Origin of the sequence: Roseimaritima multifibrata, from assembly GCF_007741495.1 — a bacterium.
In the GTDB taxonomy this organism is placed as follows: domain Bacteria; phylum Planctomycetota; class Planctomycetia; order Pirellulales; family Pirellulaceae; genus Roseimaritima; species Roseimaritima multifibrata.
Genome location: NZ_CP036262.1, coordinates 7,066,185 through 7,087,787 on the forward strand (window position 1 = coordinate 7,066,185; position 21,603 = coordinate 7,087,787).

Genomic DNA, 21,603 nt, shown 5'->3' on the forward strand with positions numbered 1-21,603 from the left:
TTTTATGGACCGTCGCCCCGCAGTTGCCTTTCTTCACAGTCAGTTAAACGATGCCTCAAAGTCGCCAAACCGCTCGCCGCACCACACGCACCGCCACTCCGTTGACGCGGTTAAGAAATCGGTGCGAAGACTGGTCAAACCGGGCGCGATACCTACTTAGGGAAACGCTTGTCAGTGAAGCACGTCCCTCCAGCGGAATCGATGCCGCGCGACTGGAGGACCGCATCCTCTTAAGTGCTTCCCCCATCGCTCAGGCGATCGGCGAAGGAACTGAAGCGATCACGCCGCTTCAGTTTGAACCAGCTGTAACGGTTACAACGCCAGAAAAGTCCAGTTCGATGTCGGCTCAAGCGAAAGAGCGAGCCTTGGTCATCATCGATCCTACGGTCCAAGACCTCGATGCGCTGGTAAACGATCTTGAACTGGCCGAATCAGCCGATGTCGACTTCTTGTTGCTTGATAGTGAACAAAATGGAATCGATCAGATCAGCCAATACTTGGCAAGCCAAGACGGAATCACCCAAATCCACTTGCTGACGCACGGCAACGAACAAGGCATCCAACTGGGCAACACCTGGTTGAACAATGAACAATTTGCAGCCCATTCCGCGTCGTTTGCCAGTTGGTCTGCAGCGTTAACTTCCGATGCCGACCTGCTCGTCTATGGATGCGATCTGGCAAGCAGCGCCGACGGCCGTCAGTTACTGCAGAATATCGCCGCAACCACCGGCGCCGACGTTGCTGCCAGCGATGACGTGACCGGGCATGCCAACCAGCACGGTGACTGGCAACTGGAATATGAAATCGGAACGATTGACACCCTGATCCCATTCTCTGCCGAATTCCAGCAAGCGTGGCATCACGTGCTTGCGGCCAACGTTGCCCCCACGATTCAAGCCCCCAGCGGCGAAACAATGTCCGCCGGTGGCGAAATCACCTTTTCAAACGACCGCGGAAACGCGATCACCGTAAGCGATACCGACGCGGGCAGTCTTGCGATCGAAGTTCAGATCAGCGTCGGTTCGGGGAACTTGACCCTTGCGTCCACGACAGGATTAACGTTTGTCACCGGAGATGGAACCGAAGATGGCACGGTAACGTTCCGCGGCGACCAAGCGGACATCAACACCGCCCTGGACGGCCTGCTGTACAAACGAACGAACGCTCAAACCGGGCAGCAAGCGTTACTGATTTCCGTGGACGACCTTGGAAATTCTGGCACCGGGACCGCGCTGACCGATTCACACACCGTTCAGATCGGAGTCGTCGCTGAATTCGACAATGCCAATCAGTGGATTGCCAATACATTCCTTGCATCCGAAACGAATTCCAGCGAGCACCGCGGTTCCGCCCAGTCGCTTGCCGTTTCTAAAAGCGGCAAACAGGTAGCCGTCTGGAGCGTGATTGGATTGGCCAGCAAAAGCGAATTTTCGCTGCTGGACACAGACGGCACGTTGATCAAACGAGCCTCAACTCCGCTGCACGGAAGCCAGTTGAGTGTCGCCATCGATGATGTCGGGAATTTCGTTGTCGTTGGTGTCGACAACGATACCGACCAAATTTTTGCACAGCGATATGACTCGGCCGGCAATACCATCGGCGCTGCCTTAACACTGAACACTCTCTCTCCAGAACAGGTCGCTCCCACCGTTGCCATGAATGGGCAAGGCGATTTCGTGGTTTCTTGGGAAGCTAAAACAGCAGGCGATTCGACAATCTATTTCCAACGATTCAATGCAGCCGGAACTGCCGTCGACGCCGCGCGAGTACAGGTCTCCTTGGGGACGAATCAACACGGTCCCTCCGTTGGTATCGATCAAAACCAGAATGTCATCGTTTCCTGGAACGAAGATGGTGGAATGTATTACACAACCTACCGCGGAGGAATACTCTCTAACAAAATCCTCTTAAGTTCCACCAATGAGGCCGGACGCAGTTCGTTGGCAATGAGCGAAATCGGCGAAGCGGTTATCGCCTGGGATGAATCGCCAGCGCAAATGCTTCCCAATAAATCACAGGTCCGCTACCAGCGGATAAATGCTGCTGGCGAAAGGATCGGCAATGTTGAATTTGCTGCGGCAAACCTAACCATCGACCATCACTCTCCTGACGTAGCGTTGGATGAATCCGGCGACTTTGTCATCGCTTGGGACGGAGACGATGGGATCACGTTGCGACGGTTTGGTGCCAATGGATCGATCGGCTGGGAAGAGCAAATCGATCTTTCTGCGCCGACAGCTAAAAACGTCAGTATCGGCATGCTGGATCAAAATAACATTGCCGTCATTTGGGCCGAATTTAATGGTCCTTCGATCTCCAATGGGATTCAACACACCACGCTCCATACTCAGGAAGTAACGGTCACCACCACCGCGGATACCAACGACGGGACAACAACAAGCATCGCGGACCTGAAATCCAACCGCGGAGCCGACGGCCAGATCTCTTTACGAGAAGCGATCCAAGCAGCCAACAATGAAGCCCACGCCGTACGGATCATATTGCCAGCGGGAACCTACACTTTCACTGGATCGAATAGTCACACGTTTGAGCAAGACATCTTTATTGAAGGGCAAGGGATCACCGAAACGATTATCGATGGTGGGCTAATGACGACGACATTCGTTGCGGACAACGATGCAAGTCTATCGATGTCCTCGCTGACACTCACCGGTGGCAATGGCACGTCGGGCGGCGCCATTCGCTTGGATGACGCAAGCGATTTCAGCGGGTCAAAGATTCGATTGACAGCCAATTTCTCGTCGGCCAACGGAGGCGCCATTGAAGGCAACACGGGAGAAATTGCAATCCAAAATGCAGAACTAGATACCAACAATGCAGGTGGTAACGGCGGCGCTATTAGCCATTCAGGAGTCCTGTTTCTCGAAAATACAACGTTGCGTGCCAATCGCAGCGGGGCGAATGGCGGAGCGATTGCCAGTCTGACCACCGATGCGTCCACGTTTCTGTTCAATGTGACCATTAGCGGAAACCAAGCTGGCAGTACTGGAGGTGCAATCCTTACCGATCAAAACCTTACCATTTCTCAGTCGACCATCGCCTTTAACACTGCAGCGTCGACCTACGGGATTCACACGACCGACGACGGCGACAAAATCAAGGTCTCCAATTCGATTCTCTACAATCCCGGTGGCAACAATGCGAACGCCACGTTTACGTCGTTCGGCGGAAACTTAGACGGCGATGCAACGGCCGGATTTGCGGAACTGACAGATCAAAATAACGTCGACCCGTTATTGCAAACGCTGGCCTATAACGGGGGCGTCGGGCAAACCCATGCATTGGACGCGGCAAGTACCGCGATCGATAGTGCGACGGACGTATGGACCTCCCTATTCGACCAAACCGGACAGATGCGAATGGGCGGCGCGGACATCGGAGCCTTCGAAACTCCGACGTCACTCCTCACCGTCGACACAAAATCGGACGTCGCGGATGGCGACACCAGCTCGATTGCAAACCTGCTGCTCGATCGTGGAGCCGATGGAAAAATCTCTCTGCGTGAAGCCATCCTAGCGACGAACAATACTGCGAATACGAATTCAAGTCCCGACCGCATTCAGTTTGAAATAGGCGAAATCGGACCTTGGGTTATCGACGTCACCTCCGCTTTGCCAACGATCACCGATGCGGTCAACATCGACGCGACAACGCAAACCGGTTACGTCGATCGCCCCCTGATCGCATTAGATGGTGGTGCAATCCTAGAAGATGGGATCAAGATAGGTACCGGCGGCAGCAACAGCACCATTCGTGGTTTACTGATTCGTGATTTTGGTTTAAGCGGAATCTCCGTCGTCGCGACGGCAGTGAATAACAAATTGCAAGCGAACTGGATCGGCGATTACCGCTTATCCGGAGAAGCCTCAGGGACTCCACAAGGTAACGACGAATCGGGAATCACCGTTCTGAGCTCAGGAAACCTCATCGGCGGTTCCTCCGCTGGCGACGGAAACCGGATCGGCGGAAATGGAGAGAACGGGATCCTGCTTAAGAATGCTACGGCGACGGCAAACCAAATCTGGGGCAACGAGATTGGCTTGGCAAGCGACGGCGCCACCCTGCTGCCTAATGGCGAATCCGGGATCTACCTCGATGGAAGTTCGCTAAATGAAATCGGTGGTACCACCAGTGAAAAAGGGAACGTGATTGTCGGAATGCTGCAACACGGCATTTTCCTTGAAGAAGCCGACAACAACACGATCCAAGGGAACTGGATCGGAACCAATTCGGCAAACGATTCCGGCCTAGGGAATGTGACCTACGGAATTGGGCTGGGAACCAACAGCGAACAAAACACCGTCGGTGGAGTCGGTGCGGGCGAAGCAAACGTGATTCGCAATAACGGGGTCGGAATCGCAAGCGTTGCCACGGCACGCCAAAACAGCATTCGCGGCAACATCATCACCGGAAGTACCGGGCTGGGGATCGACTTGGACCTGGATGGTGTCGGGACAAATGATGCCGGAGATGTCGACTCTGGCGCGAACACTGGCCAGAACTATCCGCTGCTGGGATCCGCCATATTCAGTGGTGGCAGCGTGACCATCGAAGGCGCATTTGATGGCATCGCCAACCAAACCCTCACCATCGATTTCTACAAAGCCGATGTCGATCTTAGCGGCTATGGTGAAGCGGAAGCCTACCTCGGTTCCACCACCGTTACCACGGATGGCACAGGACAGGGAACCTTCACTTTCAGTCAAGCCGTAACGAATTTTAATGTCGGTTCCACGGTCACCGCAACCGCTACCGATGCAGCGGGGAACACCTCGGAATTCGCCGCAAACATCCTAGCAGCAGCCCCCAACACGGCCCCTACGCTAACCCTTGATTCGACCTCTCTTACGACCCAGGAAGATACGGATGTTAGCTCCGCGGTTTTAATCACAAACATCACCGTTAACGATGACGGCAATGGCACCAATTCACTACAACTAAGTGGCACCGATGCCGCTCATTTCCAAATCATCGGTTCCGCACTTTATCTACGATCGGGTACCGTCCTGGATTACGAATCCAAAACGAGTTACTCCGTGACCGTATCGGTCGATGATACAACGGTCGGTGGAAGTCCGGATGATTCCGAAACCTTTACGCTGACGATCGGCGATGTGAACGAAGCGCCCGTCCTTCAAAACGATGCCTACTCTCTTGCCGAAGGGGGCTCGCGTGTTGTTCCCATTGGAACGGGCGTACTGGGCAACGACAGCGACGTTGACGGCGATACGCTAACGGCAAGCTTGGTGTCAGGACCTGCCAACGCAGCATCGTTCACGCTAAATGCTGACGGATCCTTTTCTTACACCCACGATGGAAGTGAAACCGCAACCGACCAGTTCACCTACCAAGTCAGCGACGGAACCGTCACTCGAAATGCGACGGTCAATCTGACAATTACGGCCGTCAATGATGCTCCGGTCGCTCAAAACGATGCCTACACGATCGGCGAAGGGGGATCGCTAACGATTCCTGTGGGGACAGGAGTCCTCAATAACGACAGCGATGCAGAGGGCGATACGCTAACGGCAAGCTTGGTATCAGGACCTGCCAACGCAGCATCGTTCACCCTGAATGCTGACGGATCTTTCTCCTACACCCACGATGGAAGTGAAACCGCAACCGACCAATTCACCTATCAAGTCAGCGACGGTACGGTCACTCGAAATGCGACGGTCAATCTGACGATTACGGCCGTCAATGATGCTCCGGTCGCTCAAAACGATGCCTATTCCGTCGCCGAAGGGGGATCGCTAACGATTCCGGTGGGGACAGGGGTCCTCAACAACGACAGCGATGCAGAGGGCGATACACTAACGGCAAGTTTGGTATCAGGGCCTGCCAACGCAGCATCGTTCACGCTAAATGCTGACGGATCCTTTTCTTATACCCACGATGGAAGTGAAACCGCAACCGACCAATTCACCTATCAAGTCAGCGACGGTACGGTCACTCGAAATGCAACGGTCAACCTGACGATAACGGCAGCCAATGATGCTCCGGTCGCTCAAAACGATGCCTATTCCGTCGCCGAAGGGGGATCGCTAACGATTCCAGTGGGGACGGGAGTTCTCAATAACGACAGCGATACAGATGGCGATACGCTAACGGCAAGCCTGGTGTCAGGACCTGCCAACGCAGCGTCATTCACGCTAAATGCTGACGGATCCTTTTCTTATACCCACGATGGAAGTGAAACCGCAACCGACCAATTCACCTATCAAGTCAGCGACGGTACGGTCACTCGAAATGCGACAGTCAACCTAACAATTACGGCAGTCAATGACGCGCCGGTCGCTCAAAACGATGCCTACACTGTTGCCGAAGGGGGATCGCTAACGATTCCGGTGGGAACCGGAGTCCTCAATAACGACAGCGATGCAGAAGGCGATACGCTAACGGCAAGCCTGGTGTCAGGACCTACCAATGCAGCATCGTTCACACTGAATGCTGACGGATCCTTTTCTTACACCCACGATGGAAGTGAAACCGCAACCGACCAGTTCACCTACCAAGTCAGCGACGGTACGGTCACTCGAAATGCGACGGTCAACCTAACAATCACCGGGGTCAATGATGCTCCGATTGCACAAAACGATGCGTATACCGTTGCCGAAGGCGGATCTCGCATCGTTCCTATTGGAACGGGCGTGCTTAGCAACGACAGCGACGTGGACGGCGATACGCTAACCGTCAGCCTGGTCACGGGGCCGTCCCATGCTGCGTCCTTCACATTGAATGCGGACGGATCGTTTGCCTACACTCACAACGGAAACGAAGGGGCAACCGATCAATTCACTTATCAAATCAGCGATGGAACGGTCACGCGAACCGCGACGGTAACGTTGACAATCACCGACGTAAACGATGCTCCCATAGCACTGCCTGACGCTTATACGATTAGCGAAGGGGGCCTGATCAGCATCCCAGCAGGCATCGGGTTGCTTCAAAACGACTCGGACATTGAAGGCGACACGTTAACGGCCAGTTTGGTCTCAGGGCCTTCAAATGCGCTGGCATTCGGTTTGAACGCCGACGGATCGTTTACCTACACGCACGACGGGAGTGAAACAGCAGTCGACCAGTTCGTTTACGAAATCAGCGATGGGACTTCGACGCATCAAGCGACCGTCACGGTCAATGTGACCCCGGTGAACGATGCCCCTGTTGGCAATAGTGATAGTTACACCCTGCTCGCAGGTTCCGAGCTAAACGTATCGGCTATCAATGGCGTACTGCAAAACGATATCGATGCAGAAAGTGACACTCTACGGATCGAACTTGTCTCTGGCCCCGATCATGCCGAGGACTTTACGCTGAATGCAGATGGGTCTTTCCATTATGATCACCACAACGACACCCATACCGTCGACCAATTCAGTTATCGCGTCTTTGACGGGGAATCCGGCAGCGAAGTTATAACGGTTACCATCAACATCCTTCCGATCCAGCAACCCGTCCCAATCGCACCGCAAGCACGTCCAGCGCCGCCTGAAGCTATCATTCCGGAAATCCAAGCGAGCGAAGAGGAAGCGGACACCGATTCGGGGAGTGAAGCGACGCAAGAGAGTACCGTTTCCCCAGTACCTCAGCAAACGTCCGATCAGCCAGCCAACAAACCATCTAGCAGTTTGCAGCCAGCCGTTACCGAGGTCGCCGATCCCGGGAGTTCCGACAGCCCGCAGCAATCGTTGGAATTGGGGCAAATTGAATTGATCGTGCTGAATTCAAACCGCACCAGCGACGTGGGCAGCCGATCACAAAACGGGGCGGAAGCACAAGACCTAGCCCAGTCCGCATTGGCTTCGGCAACGACTCGCGTCAACGCCGCTCTGGCACAACCTCAACTGTGGCAAGCCCTTGGTTCGATGCAAGACCAGATGGGTCAGTCGATCTCTACGGCGAATTTAACGATTGGGGCAACTGTTACCGCCACGACCGGAATTACCGTGGGGTATGTCGTTTGGGTGATACGTGGAGGCATTTTGTTAAGTAGTTTGATGGCCAATCTGCCGATGTGGCGTCTAATGGACCCGATGGCCATCCTCGATTCGAGCGGTTCTGTCGAAAGTGACGACGAGTCCCTTGAATCGATGGTTGAAGAAGAGGAGCGTCCCTCCGAGCCAACTTCGCACGCGTCACCAGTTCCCGTTAACCCGGCATAGACCCTATGAATCGTCAGATCACAGCACGCCTGCGACTGGCGATCGGTGCAGCTGGAATTGTTGCCAGCTGTTTGCTGACCTGTGCATTTCTAGGTTTGCTACCGGACGAACGTCCCGCGGTCGCTCAAGGCCGCGCCCACCTGTGCGAATCGATCGCCGTTTACAGTTCGGCGTTGTTGGCTCAGGGGGAAGTCCGAACGATGGACAACACCCTCCAGGCGATCGCCGCCCACAATCCGCAAGTCATCTCGGTCGGCATTCGACGTGAAAATGGCCGCCTTCTGAATAACACCGGGGATCATCAACAACACTGGCACCTTGAACCGGGGCAAACCTCGACAGTCGATCAAGTCCGCGCCCCCTTGCTGGCCCATGGTCAACCTTGGGGTTCTGTCGAAGTCGTCTTTACGCCGCTCACCCACCCTGGCATTCTTGGTGTGATCCGCCAACGTGCGATCGCATTCCCATTGATGGTCGGCGCCGCAACCTGCATCCTCTTTTGGTTCTACTTCGGCCGGATGCTGAAACAGTTGGACCCCAATGCGGCAGTTCCGGGACGGGTTCGAGAAGCTTTGGATGTGCTTGCAGAAAGCCTGCTGTTGGTCGATCACAAGGGCACGATTCGGTTTGCGAACCGCGTTTTCTCCGACCTTCTGCAAATGCCAGCGGAAAGACTGGTCGGCCGTCCAATTCGCAGCTTGCCGTGGTTAGAAACCGACACCAAAGGGGAACATCCTGAAGGTACCGTAAGAGACCTGTTACCTTGGGAAGAATCGCAGCAAGAAGGTCAGGCACTCGTCGGTCAAATGTTGGAACTGGTTGATTCGCATGGGACCAAACGAACCCTCAACGTTAGTTGCTCGCCCGTGTTGGCCGCAGGCGGGGTCGTCCGCGGGGTAATGATCTGTTGCGATGACGTGACCCATCTGGAAGAAATCAAGATTCAACTTCGCAATGCACGTGATCAGGCCGACGCCGCCAGTGCCGCCAAAAGTGCTTTTGTCGCCAACATGAGCCACGAAATTCGAACTCCGCTAAATGCGGTCCTTGGGTTTGCGGACGTTCTTCGCCGCGGGATGGCCACCAGTCGAGAGGAAGAAGTCGAATACCTCGACATGATCCACCGCAGTGGGCACCACCTTCTGGAACTGATTAACGACATCCTGGACCTTTCCAAAATTGAATCGGGGCGCCTGCAAGTCGAATCGATTGAATGTTCCGTCGCCCGCATCGCCCACGATGTCCGCTCGGTGTTGTCTCAACGCGCCTCCGAGAAAAGCCTATCGCTAAACGTTGAATTCAAATCGGAGCTGCCTGAATTCATTCAGTCCGACCCGACCAAGCTTCGCCAGATCCTGACCAATCTGACCGGCAATGCCCTCAAGTTTACCGAGCGCGGCGGCGTCACTATCGAAATCCGAATGGTCCGAGGCCGACAGCCACACATCGAAGCATCGATTCAAGACACCGGCATCGGGATGACACCGGAGCAGCAGAAAAAGATCTTCGATGCATTCCAGCAAGCAGACGGCTCGACAACGCGTCGCTTTGGAGGGACCGGGCTAGGGCTAGCGATCAGCCGCCAGTTCGCCGAGGCGATGGGGGGAACACTGACGGTATCCAGCGTTCCCGATAAAGGAAGCACGTTCCTGGTCCGCCTACCCACCGGATCACTGCGTGGGACACGATTGATGTCGATTGAGGAAATCGAAGCGGACCTAGAAGAGTTGACCGATACGAACGATGCCGCTCAGACGTTGCGTCTGCCAGCCAAACGGATTTTGATCGTCGACGATGGCGAGGCCAACCGCCGCCTGCTGGAATTGGTTCTTCGCCGCGCCGGAGCCGTTACCCATCTGGGCTGCGACGGCCGAGACGCCCTCAAAGCGGTCAGCGAACAAGACTTTGACTTAGTCCTGATGGACATGCAGATGCCTGTCATGACCGGTTACGAAGCGGCACAGCGAATCCGATCGACCGGCTGCAATGTGCCGATCATCGCGCTCACTGGCAACGCAATGAAAGGCGATCGTCAACGCTGCATTGAAGCGGGCTGTAACGAATTCCTAACCAAACCGGTCAATGTCGACCTATTGGTCCAAACCGTTGCCCAGTTTGTCGGCTGTGAACCACGCCCTATCGAGAAGGTCGAACCCGAACCAGCGATCGACGAAACGATGCTGCAGCTACCGGCAATCCCACCGCTCGAATTCCCCACGGTCGAAGAAGAACTGCAGGCGGATGTCGAGGAACTGCAGCAGGAAATCGACGCACAAAAGGTCGATTCCAAAGCGCCCGTTCGGTCCGCTCTACCAATGGATGACGAAGAGTTCCGAGAAATCGTGCAAGAGTTCGTTCCTCGGATGGAGCAACGTTTCGAAGAAATCAAACAGCTGCTAGCGAGCGAAGACTACGAAAACCTCAGCGAACTAGCGCACTGGTTAAAAGGATCCGCAGGGACCACCGGTTTCCTCCCCTTGGTCGAACCGTCAGAACGTCTGCAGGTCGCAGCCCGAGCGGGCAACGCCACCACCTGCCAAGCTACGGTCGCAGAATTAGAAGAACTAATCGGCCGCGTCGAAGTCCCCACCTAGCAAATCACCAACCGGTCTGGGAAACGTTTAAAAAACGCTCAACTCCCAACGAAGAGAACGATATCGGTTTGGTTCGCATACGTCCCCTCCATTGAATCGGCTAGCAATACAGTTTGATTGTTTCCGGTTCCTTAACGGCTCCCATTAAAGCGGGAGACGTCGAAAGGACGATAAGTGCTAAATCATACTTTTCTTTGCGGTTAATCATAGCTCGGCGATCCTCTCGCCTGCTTTAAAAGGTTTTACCATGGCTTCAGCGGACTATTCACCCACAAACAGCACAGACTTCTCATTGGGTGTATCCGCGTCGCCGACCGCAAGCGAAGTCGCGGCTCCGAGTCATGTTGCAGCCACCAAACCAGCAGCTCAAGACCTACCGTCCGATGCCGCGCCAGCGAATGGTTCATTTGGCCCGCAGACCTTAACCGCTGCCAAAATCCTGATCCTCGATGATGAATCGGCCAACGTCCGAGTCTTAAAGAGATACCTAGAAGGTTCGGGCTACACCAACATCCAGACGAGTACCGATTCCACCAATGCAATGGAATGGATCGAACAGCAAAGAGCCGATTTGCTGTTATTGGACGTGATGATGCCGGACGTTTCAGGGATCGACATCCTCGGCGAAATGCGGAAACATAGCCGCCTGCGGTTTGTCCCTGTCCTTGTGATCACCGCCAATACGGACAGCGAAACCAAACAGACCTGCCTCTCCTTAGGCGCGACCGACTTTTTGGCAAAACCTGTCGACCCAAATGATCTATTGCCGCGAGTCCGCAACACGCTGGTGACCCGTGCCTTTCAAAACCAGATGGCACGGTATACCCAACAACTAGAACGCCGCGTCAAAGAACGAACGGCAGAACTTGAAGTATCGCGGCGGGAAGTGGTCGAGTGTTTGGCTCGAGCGGCGGAGTACCGTGACACCGAAACAGGCAATCATGTTGTCCGCGTGGGACGATTCGCCGGCATCATTGCAAAAGGAATGGGCTTCAGCGAAGAAGAGGTCAGCAACATTGAATTAGCGGCTCAGCTGCACGACGTCGGAAAAATCGCCATCGCCGACGCGATCCTCCATAAACCGGGGCGTCTTGATCCCGATGAAATGGATTTCATGAAACGGCATGCAGCGATCGGCAATTCGATCATCCGGGCTCATTCCTCAGCCGACGCCGACACCCTTCGCAAGCACGTGATGGCAGGCGGCCAACTGCTGGCGGCTCAAGCAAGTCCACTGCTGCGGCTAGCAGCGACGATCGCCCTTTCCCATCACGAACGTTGGGACGGAACGGGATACCCGCTCGGATTGAAGGGGGATGATATTCCTCTGGAAGCAAGGATCACCAGCGTCGCCGATGTCTACGATGCCCTGAGCAGCGTCCGGCCGTACAAGAAAGCGATGCCAAGAGAAAAGTGTTTCGCAATCCTCGAAGAAGGGCGCGGAACGCAATTTGATTCACGTGTCCTGGACGCTTTCTTTGCAGCAAGCCCCGAGATCATCCAAATCCAATTAGACTTGGTCGATTTGACCTAGACTGCGCCAGCCCCAGCACCGGCGCTCCTACTTGGAATCACTCGCATGAAATCCATCCTTTCCATCGCGATCGCCCTGCTCTGCTTCATCCCCGTCACGGTTCGCGCCGATTCCCCGCCGCCCAATGACGTTTCTCCGCTACTGACTCCCATCGTTCAGAAGCATGACGTGCCGGGGATGGCCGTGGCCGTCATCCAGAGCGGCGAAACGGTCGCCGTCGGCGTTGCCGGCGTCCGCACGCGTGGCAAAGACGACAAAATCGCAGCCGCCGATCACTTCCATATCGGCTCGGTGACCAAAGGGATGACCGCCATGCTCTGCGGCATCCTGGTCGATGAGGGAAAAATGAAATGGTCTCAGACCCTCGGCGAAACTTTCCCCGAACTGAAGGAATCGATTCACCCCCAGTACCAAGCCGTCACGCTCGAACAATTCCTGACGCACCGCGGCGGAGCCCCTGGAGCGCTCGAGAAGGATGGACTGTGGGGCGAACTTTGGCAGTTCAAGGGGACGCCCACAAACGCCCGCCGGCGACTCCTTACGGGGGTCACGCGGAAGCCGCCCGAAGCCCCTCCCGGCACGAAGTTCATCTACTCTAACGCCGGCGTTTCCATCGCCGGTCACATGGCCGAAAAAGTCACCGGCGAATCCTGGGAAGACCTGGTGCGAGAGAAGGTCTTTCGGCCCCTGGGCATGACGACCGCCGGCTTCGGTCCGCCCGGTACGCGGATCAAGAACGACCAACCCCGCGGACACAAACCCGACGGCTCCCCCGTCGAACCCGGCCCCGCCGCCGACAACCCGGTCGCCATCGGTCCCGCCGGCATCGTCCACTGCTCGATCGGAGACTTGGCCAAGTACGTCGCTGCCAACCTGCGATCTGGCAAGACCCAACTGGTTAAACCCGAAACATTGGAAAGGCTCCACACGCCCGCTTCCGCTGCCCCCGGCGATCCGAAATACGCGATGGGCTGGTTTATCTCCGACGGGCAACCCTGGGCTGGCGGCAGCGCCCTTACCCACATAGGCAGCAACACGATGTGGTTCGCTGTCGTCTGGTTAGCACCCGAAAAGGACTTCGCGGTCGTCATCGCCTGCAACCAAGCTGACGGCAAATCCTGCAACGACGCCGCCCTCGCGCTCATCGCCGACCATTTCAAAGGCGACAATCGCTAAATCGACAGCCGCGACAAACCCGAAACGGAATTCATGCGGCGCGTCAAACCGGGCTTACTCGAACGACCACGCCCAGCTGACTGCAATGCACGGTTATGTCCCCAGTCCTCTTCATGCTTGACCATCGACAAGAAAACGACGCAGCGGTTCACTAGCCAATAGAGTTCCGTTTCGCTCTCGCAATTGGCAGCAACCTAATTGGTTGGCTCCGCCCCCCGCCCGACGGGTGATTCGACTCCGGTTAGGAATGCGTTTTGCGTCTCCCGGCACAGTTCTAGTAATGCGACAGTGGTTCCCAACAAGTGAATCCACTCGGCATCTTCACTGGCCGATTCTTCCTCCAGCTGTCTCGCGGCTGTCGCGAGTGCGGGGACGCCACCTTGTTGAGCAACATCGGCGACGCGGGATGCCAACGCTTGCAGACCATCGACATCCTGTTCATCAAGGGCTGTCGCTAACCGTTCGATCTGCAATCCAATTTGCAGGGCAGCCTGCTTCGGTACCGTCAATGGTGAACCGCTTGGGATCTGTCGCTTCCCATCTAACTTGTGAATGAAATGATCAACTAGTTCGGGATCGAACTGTGTTCCAGAACATCGTTTCAGTTCGGCGACAGCGTCTTCGTGTGACCTTCCTTTGCGATAAGGGCGATCCGAAGTCATCGAATCATAGCTATCGCAAATCGCCAGCAAGCGAGCTCCGACGGGGATATTCGTTCCTTCAGGGAGTGCCGAATTCTGCCCACCACCACCAAAGAACGCATGATGGGTACGAATGATTTCGGAAAGTTCGTGACAATTGAAACTTCCGGCGATGATCTCGACTCCGATCCGATCATGCTTGTTCATCAACTTCCATTCATCCACCGTCAATCGGCCCGGTTTCAGCAAGACATTATCGGGGACACCAACCTTACCGATGTCATGCAGCAACGCACCAATTTCCAAGATGTAGGTCTGTTTCTGATCAAGCAAACCCTTAGCTGCTAACACAGCCAGATCGGCGACTCGGCGGCTATGCTCCGCCGTGTTCGCATCACGAAACGCCAACGCCGAAAAGAGTGCCATGACCGCTTGAAACGGTACCGATTCGGTTTGTTTGTCTTCAACCTTTCGCGATCGTGCGCCCGATTCCTCTTCGGTTTCCATGACCGCGAACTGCGGCAGGTAAACGATCACTCGGTTACGTCCCTGTCGTTTTGCCACGTACAAGCAGCGGTCGGCCTGATTGATCAAATCCTGAGGATCCTCGGGATCGTATCGCAAGTCTGCAATCCCAAAGCTTGCCGTCGTCTTCAGCGCTGGAGCCTCTTCGATTCGAACGGTTTCGATTTTTTGCCGCAGTTGTTCCGCGAATCGTTCCGCATATTTTGCATCTTTACCGGGAAGCACGATACAGAATTCTTCGCCGCCATATCGGCACAACAGATCGTGTTCGCCGCAGACTTCTTTCAGGACCACAGCGACGGCGCGAAGGACTTGGTCCCCTACATGATGACCATAGTTATCGTTGACCGCTTTAAAGTGGTCATTGTCCAGCATCACACAAGCCATCGAACGGCCACCTTTTTGGGCTGCCGTCCAAAGGCGACTTAGGCCTTCGAAGAAAGCACGCCGGTTCAAGCAGCCGGTCAGTGGATCCTGCGTGGCCAGAACTTCCAGTTCCTTATTCTTTAAGCCGATTTCATCACGACTGGACTGCAGAACACTTAGCATTTTCTCCATTTCGATCCGTTGCTTTTCCGTTTGCGTCACATCACGGAAGGTCGCCAGAGTCCCATTGTTCTTCCCTCCAATGCCGACGATCGGAGCACTATTCGTCGAAAAGATCCGAAACTTTCCATCGGGAAGTCGGTAACGGAGCAATTGCTCGGTTTGCATTTCCGAGGTCTGAATGGCTCGAACCCAGGGAAAACCATTTGCTTCTAATCGTGAATCCAAAACCCACGGCAAAGCACTTGCCTGCGTTTCTTTTAATTGCTCCTGCGTGCACTGCGTCGTTTCGGTAAAGGACTTATTTGCCAACACAATTGTCCCTTTTTCATTCAACAACAGCAGCCCTTCGGCCAACGTGTCCAAGGCCCGTCGCACGCGGTCAGGAACCGTGCGGTCATTGTTGAAAACGCCGATCAGACGCGCTGCAATCAGCGTATAAATCCCGATCCCAGCGATCACAAAAAAGATCAATAGCCGAGCCAGCGGAATCTGCAGGATTGCGGGGATGCCGGGCTTTGCGATCGGTTGGTAACAGAGTTCCACCTGTCCCCACTGATACTGGTTCAGTGTAATGGGAACTTTCAAAGTATCGATGGTGCGAGACTTCGCGATTAACGACGAAGGTTCCACGTCCTTCGCCGCCACCGCATCGTTGCTTTCCTCGGCAGCTTGATTCCAATTCTCAGCATGCCCATCGGTTTCCAAACGGAGGAACCCCGATTGAGTCCGGACGCCGACCGATAACAGTTTCTCATCCTGGGCGGTGATCGAGCGGAGAGCCGCATCCAAATTCGCCCACTGGCTGCCACGGATCATGGTGGCAGCGTTGATTGCGATCGCTTCGCACTGCCGCTTGCGGCCTTCCAATTCTGCAAGCCGCGCGTCTGGCAATAGATTCAGCCACTGGGCAGCGAGAATCAAACTGATTCCGACGCATACCAGCGCAACAGCCAAACGCAGCGAATTGAAAAACAGCCTAATCACGGAGAGCTTCACAGAGATTCAGGGACACAACTTCCGGGAGACAAATAGAACCCGACAAATTGTTGCTTACTGCTTCTCGTTCGCTCTACTTTCGAACCGGCCAAGGTAACTTCCTTCCCCAGCCCGGCACCCTGCGACGGTTACACGGGCTGCGCCACCAGCGACCAACGCTGCTACTGAATCAGGTTCTGATCTAGGCTAGCCAAAATGGCGGCCACTCTTTCCCTTTCGGGGGGCAAGAAGTGCGAAAAGGGCTCGGCCAGTTGATCTGCACAAACCTCTAAAATGGCCAAGCCGCTTTTGGTTGCCTTGATGTGCCGCGACGCGTACTTACCGATGTCATAGATCGCTTGCAGTTGTTCAATTTGATCTTGCAACGCATCGATCCGGGGTGGGTCGCCATCACGGGTCGCTTCATAGCAACGAACGAACAACTTGGGATAGAGATTCGCACCGCCGTTGACTCCGCCGTCTCCTCCCATCCCCAATGACTTCGACATCAAGTGTTCTGGGCCAATCAGAATGGACCAGTCCGGACGGACCTGCTTCAGCTGAGTCAGTTTTCCGTAGTATTCCAGATCCCCTCCGCTATCTTTGACTCCGACGATGCCTTCCAAATCGGCCAACTGACGGAGCGTATCGATTTCAAACCAAACCTTCGTCAGACTGGGCATGTTGTAAAGCATGACGGGCAGCGGCAATTCCGCCACAAGATGCCGAACGTAACGGATTAATTCGGTTTGCCCTGCAGGGAAATAATAGGGCGTTGAAAGCACAACCGCCGTGGCACCCGCTTCCGCAGCGATTCGGGAAACGTTCAGCGATTCAACAAACGAGGTATCGGTAATCCCAACCAGCACGGGGACTCTGCCGGCAACCTGTTGGCATACCAAGCGAATGAATTCGGCTCGCAAACGGTAGCTCAAACTGGGCGCTTCGCCGGTGGTTCCAAGGATGAAGATTCCCCCGACGCCCCCTTCAACAAGCCGTTCGACCAAACGAACGGTTCCCTCCTGATCCAACGTATCCCGTTCCAATAACGGAGTCACCATGGGAGGAATGATGCCAGAAAACGAGATGTCGGTCGCAGAAGGTACAGTCATTATGTTTATTACATGGAGAAAACGGAAACAGATAAATCCAGGCTATCAAGACTCGCTATCGGCTGGCTCGTGTGGTGTACGCCGGAAAAAAACGGACAACAGACTACCAAGGACAAAGATCGTCGTTGTCCCGATAACAATCGCCATTTTCGAATCGAAAGGGCTCTGATATTTTTCGGCCAGCCAACTGGTTTCCGCTGGCAAACTAATCCAGCCAATGACCAACACTCCGACCACGACGGCGATGCCAGCGGCCAACCGCCCCACATGCTTTGAAACGATTCCCAGCAGAAACAACCCCAAGATGCCTCCGGCAAAAACGCCTTGCAGCGTCCACCAGGCGTCCAAAATACTGTGCACTCCGATCATCGAAATCGCGATCCCGGTTCCCAGCATCCCGACCAGCATCGTGGCGGCTCGTAGCACCCACAGCGATTCCTTCTCGCTAACATTCGGTCGGAGCCAACGCTGATAGACATCCTTCAGCAGTACGGTTGCGGACGAATTCAACGAGGTATCGATACTGCTCATCGCGGCCGCTGCGATCGCGGCAATCAGCAACCCAGCCGATCCGTATGGCAATTTAGCGGTAATAAAATGCGGTAAGACTTTGTCGCCGATCTCTTTCAGAGAAACCGGCGCGGACGCATCCTCGCCGACATTCCGATTCTCTACGACCTGCTGCTTCACGTCAGCCATTAATTCGGGGTTGGCCTGATAATACGCGTAACAAGCTGTCCCGATAAAGAAGAACAACAAGGAGATCGGTATATAGAGGATTGCCCCCAGCCATACGGCTCGGTTTGCCGCCGCGGGGCTGTCCGCCGTGTAATACCGCTGCACAAAGCTTTGGTCGATACCGAAATTGCCCAGGTTAATAAAGACACCAAACAGAAAGACCACCCAGACCGTCGACGTGGACCAATCGAGAGACCAACTGCCCAGGCTGAACTTATTTTCAGCCATTCCCATCGATATCGCCTGTCCCGGACCTTCCGGCATCCCAAACAGCAGCATTCCCAACAGCACAACGGCTCCGCCCATCAGCACCAACGACTGAACGACATCGGTCCAGATCACCGCTTCGATCCCGCCCAACAAAGTGTAGAGCGTCACGAACAATCCAGAGACCAGAATGATCATCACCATCGACCAGCCGGTCAGTGCGTGCAGGACCAAACTGACTCCGATCATGATCGTTCCCATCCTCGCGATCTGAGTTAACAGATAACAAACGACGGCGTACATTCGGGCCCAAACACCAAATCGATGCTCAAGGTGCTCGTACGCAGACCCTGCCCCGCTCGATCGGTAAAAGGGGACGAAGTAGCGTGTGGCCAGCCAAGCTGCCACAGGCAAGGAGAGGCTAAACACAAAGGCGTTGTAGTTACTAGCAAAGGCCTTTCCGGGGACCCCCAAAAAAGTATTGCTACTTAAAAAGGTCCCAAAGATCGATAAACCGACAGCCCATCCCGGCAATCCCCCTTTGGCAAACATGAATGCGTCGGAAGAATCGTTTCGGCGTACAAACCAACATCCAAACGCCACCACACCAGCGATATACAGAAACAAAACAATTAGATCGGCCGATTGCAGCAAAGGGCACCTCTGAAGGCTGGTGGGATAGGGTGGAGGGGAAACGTCAACGACGGCCCACAGGATAACAAAAATAAAAGTCGAGAGATTCTTCGGGAACCGAGCCAGACGGCATTCGTCTATCTTCGTGGTTCGCCCCCCCGGGTCTTTTTCCGCTTTCTGGAGTCTCTTCGATGCTTTCGATTCGAGCGTCCGTGTTGTTGTCGCTGTTGTTATCACTAATTGGAGCGAATTCAGCTGCCACGGTCTTAGGTCAGGGGTTTCTCATTCCCAGTGATCCGAAAGTCGCCTATTGGCATCCGCGTCCTGGAATTCCGATCACTCCCCCGATCCGCACGCCTCCGCCGCGGACCTACGAAGTCGAAAAAATCGCCGTCGACGCCTCGATCCAAGACCAAGTCGCGACGGTCACCGTAGCCCAGACGTTTCGCAACACCTCTGCTCAGACTTTACAGGTCCGCTTTGTATTCCCGATGCCGTATGACGGAGCGGTCGACCAGATGACGTTTCTGGTCGATGGCAACGAACTGCCGGGCGAACTGATGGACGCGGACGAGGCTCGAAAAAAGTTTGCGGATTACGTTCGTCGCCGCGAAGACCCCGCACTGGTTCAGTGGCTGGGGACAGGAATGTTCCAGACCCAAGTCTTCCCGGTTCCTGCGGGAGCCGAACGAACGGTATCGCTGCGTTACACCCAACTACTCCGCCGTACCGGTTCCATGACCGAATGGCTGCTTCCGTTGGACCCCGCCCGCACCGGCGGCACCCCGGTTAAAAAACTGGAAGTCCACGCGCGGATTCGCGGGGCGGCTCGACTAACGAACGTTTACAGCCCCACACACGATCTAAAAATCGACAAGCAAAATCGCCGTACGGTTTCCATCAAGATCAATGAATCGAAACCGGCCAATTCCGGCAACCTACGAATCCTGTGGGATCAAACCGAAGCCCCCGTCCCGATGTCGCTGGTCGGTTATCAAGGTTCCTCAAAAGAAGACGGCTATTTCATGCTACTGCTGCAGCCCGACCTTCCCGAACCGACAGCCGAAGACCGCCAACAGGGAAAACGAATCGTCTTGGTATTGGACAAAAGCGGCAGCATGAAGCAAGAGAAAATCAAACAAGCGCGCGCGGCGGTCAGCTACGTGCTCAGCCAACTAAAACCGCGTGACCGGTTTGAATTGATTGCCTACGACAACACCGTCGAAAGCTATGCGAGAACTCTAACCCCCGCCAAGAAAAAGACCGTCCAGGACGCAACCGAATATGTTGAATCGCTACTCGCCGGTGGGGGGACCAATATTAACGATGCCCTGCAAGCGGCTTTGCAGGTCACCGAAAAAGAATCCAAGCCTGCCTACATCGTTTTCTTAACCGATGGGCGGCCGACGGCAGGAGTCACCAAAATTGGTCAGATCGTCGCCAACGCGACGGCTGCCAACACGCAACGGGCGAGGTTGCTTAGCCTTGGTGTAGGGCATGATGTGAACAGCCGACTGTTGGACAAACTATCGGACGAGATGCTGGGTCAAACGATTTATGTCAGTCCGGGCGAAGCGATCGATGACCACGTCCGTAAACTTTACGACCGGATCGGTGCCCCCGCCCTGACCGATGTCGACATTCGCTTAAGCGTCGATGGCAAACCCGGAGCCATCCGCCAACTGTTCCCCCACGACATGGTTGATCTGTTCTCTGGAGACCAAGTGGTTATCGTCGGTCGCTACCGCCGCGCCGGAGAACTGAAGATCGAACTCACCGGCAATCTAGGTGACGAAAAACAGACCTACAAATTTCAAGGCATCCTCCCCAACGCCAATGAGAGCAAAGGGAGCCACGCCTTTGTCGAACGACTATGGGCGATTCGCCGAATCGGTTCCATCATCGATGAAATCGACCTCCACGGTGAACAGGCTGAACTGATTGACGAATTGATCGCCCTCTCCAAACGGCACGGTGTGCTAACCCCTTATACGGCTTTCCTGGCCGACGAAGAGGTTGGCCTGAATGACCGGCAAGCTCAAACGGGGGCCGCCAGATCATCCCTGGGACGCCTGCATCTTGAATCGGGCGCCGAAGCCTTCCACCAACGTTCGGCGAAAAGCCAACTGAAATCTGCCAATCGCTATGACCAGGCAGCCCAAGCTTACTCCCTTGCCGAAAACGCGCCGGCAAGCGGTTCCGCTTCGCCCGCGTCCAATCAAATGAACCAAGTTGGTCGTCCCGCACTGACCCCCAATCGATCGGCCAATGGTTTTGGAGCCGGGGGAATGCGACAGCCAACGCTTCATCCCGCGACCCCGTCGAAACCGCGTGCCAGTACCCCACCAGTACGCCTACTGGGTGAAAGAACGTTCTACCAGCGAGGCGAAATGCTGGTCGATGCAATGGCAACCGATAAACAACTTGCCCAGCCGCAAACGATTAAGCAGTTTGGCGACGGGTATTTCGACCTGCTAGAAAAATTGACGTCGGAGCAGAAAATCTGGCTGGCTCAGAACCAACCTCTGATCGTGGTGATCAACGACATCGCCTACAAAATCGTCCCCGCAGAGGCGGCCAGCGAATAAGGCGGAGCAGGTGACGAAAACCAGATCCTCCCGGATGGTTTTCAAAAAAGTCACCGACGTCCCTTCGCGAGTGACCTAAGCTTTCACGAAGGGACCCTCCACAATTCATTGCGAAACGGCTTGAGTCCTCTGGTTACCTAGTACC

8 protein-coding genes are annotated in these 21,603 nt (G+C 55.0%); 5 read left to right on the forward strand and 3 right to left on the reverse strand.

The window, feature by feature from the left end:
- Positions 1-50: 50 nt before the first annotated feature.
- The 4 genes from FF011L_RS25505 (at position 51) to FF011L_RS25520 (ending at position 13,490) form a co-directional block, all read left to right on the forward strand.
- On the forward strand, positions 51-8,186 hold the full coding sequence (locus FF011L_RS25505) for an Ig-like domain-containing protein (RefSeq protein ID WP_145354741.1): 8,136 nt from the start codon (positions 51-53) through the stop codon (positions 8,184-8,186).
- A 5-nt stretch (positions 8,187-8,191) separates the two neighbouring features.
- Positions 8,192-10,780, forward strand: a complete 2,589-nt coding sequence (locus FF011L_RS25510; RefSeq protein WP_145354742.1) for an ATP-binding protein — start codon at positions 8,192-8,194, stop codon at positions 10,778-10,780.
- Between the two features lie 247 nt (positions 10,781-11,027).
- Positions 11,028-12,314: an HD domain-containing phosphohydrolase gene (locus FF011L_RS25515; RefSeq protein WP_145354743.1), complete on the forward strand. Its 1,287-nt coding sequence runs from the start codon at positions 11,028-11,030 to the stop codon at positions 12,312-12,314.
- A 45-nt stretch (positions 12,315-12,359) separates the two neighbouring features.
- A complete protein-coding gene (locus FF011L_RS25520; RefSeq protein WP_145354744.1) occupies positions 12,360-13,490 on the forward strand; it encodes a serine hydrolase domain-containing protein in 1,131 nt (376 codons plus the stop codon).
- Between the two features lie 194 nt (positions 13,491-13,684).
- Here the strand turns inward: FF011L_RS25520 and FF011L_RS25525 are convergent, their stop codons facing one another.
- From FF011L_RS25525 to FF011L_RS25535, 3 genes are all read right to left on the reverse strand, one after another.
- On the reverse strand, positions 13,685-16,189 hold the full coding sequence (locus FF011L_RS25525; RefSeq protein ID WP_145354745.1) for a diguanylate cyclase: 2,505 nt from the start codon (positions 16,187-16,189) through the stop codon (positions 13,685-13,687).
- A gap of 173 nt (positions 16,190-16,362) precedes the next feature.
- A complete protein-coding gene (locus FF011L_RS25530) occupies positions 16,363-17,292 on the reverse strand; it encodes a dihydrodipicolinate synthase family protein (RefSeq protein ID WP_145354746.1) in 930 nt (309 codons plus the stop codon).
- Between the two features lie 45 nt (positions 17,293-17,337).
- Positions 17,338-18,891 carry a sodium:solute symporter gene (locus tag FF011L_RS25535; RefSeq protein WP_218932889.1) on the reverse strand — a complete coding sequence of 518 codons (1,554 nt, stop codon included), beginning with the start codon at positions 18,889-18,891 and terminating at the stop codon, positions 17,338-17,340.
- A 170-nt stretch (positions 18,892-19,061) separates the two neighbouring features.
- On the opposite strand from FF011L_RS25535, the gene FF011L_RS25540 reads away from it, so the two are divergent.
- Positions 19,062-21,458 carry a VIT domain-containing protein gene (locus tag FF011L_RS25540; RefSeq protein ID WP_145354747.1) on the forward strand — a complete coding sequence of 799 codons (2,397 nt, stop codon included), beginning with the start codon at positions 19,062-19,064 and terminating at the stop codon, positions 21,456-21,458.
- Positions 21,459-21,603 lie beyond the last annotated feature (145 nt).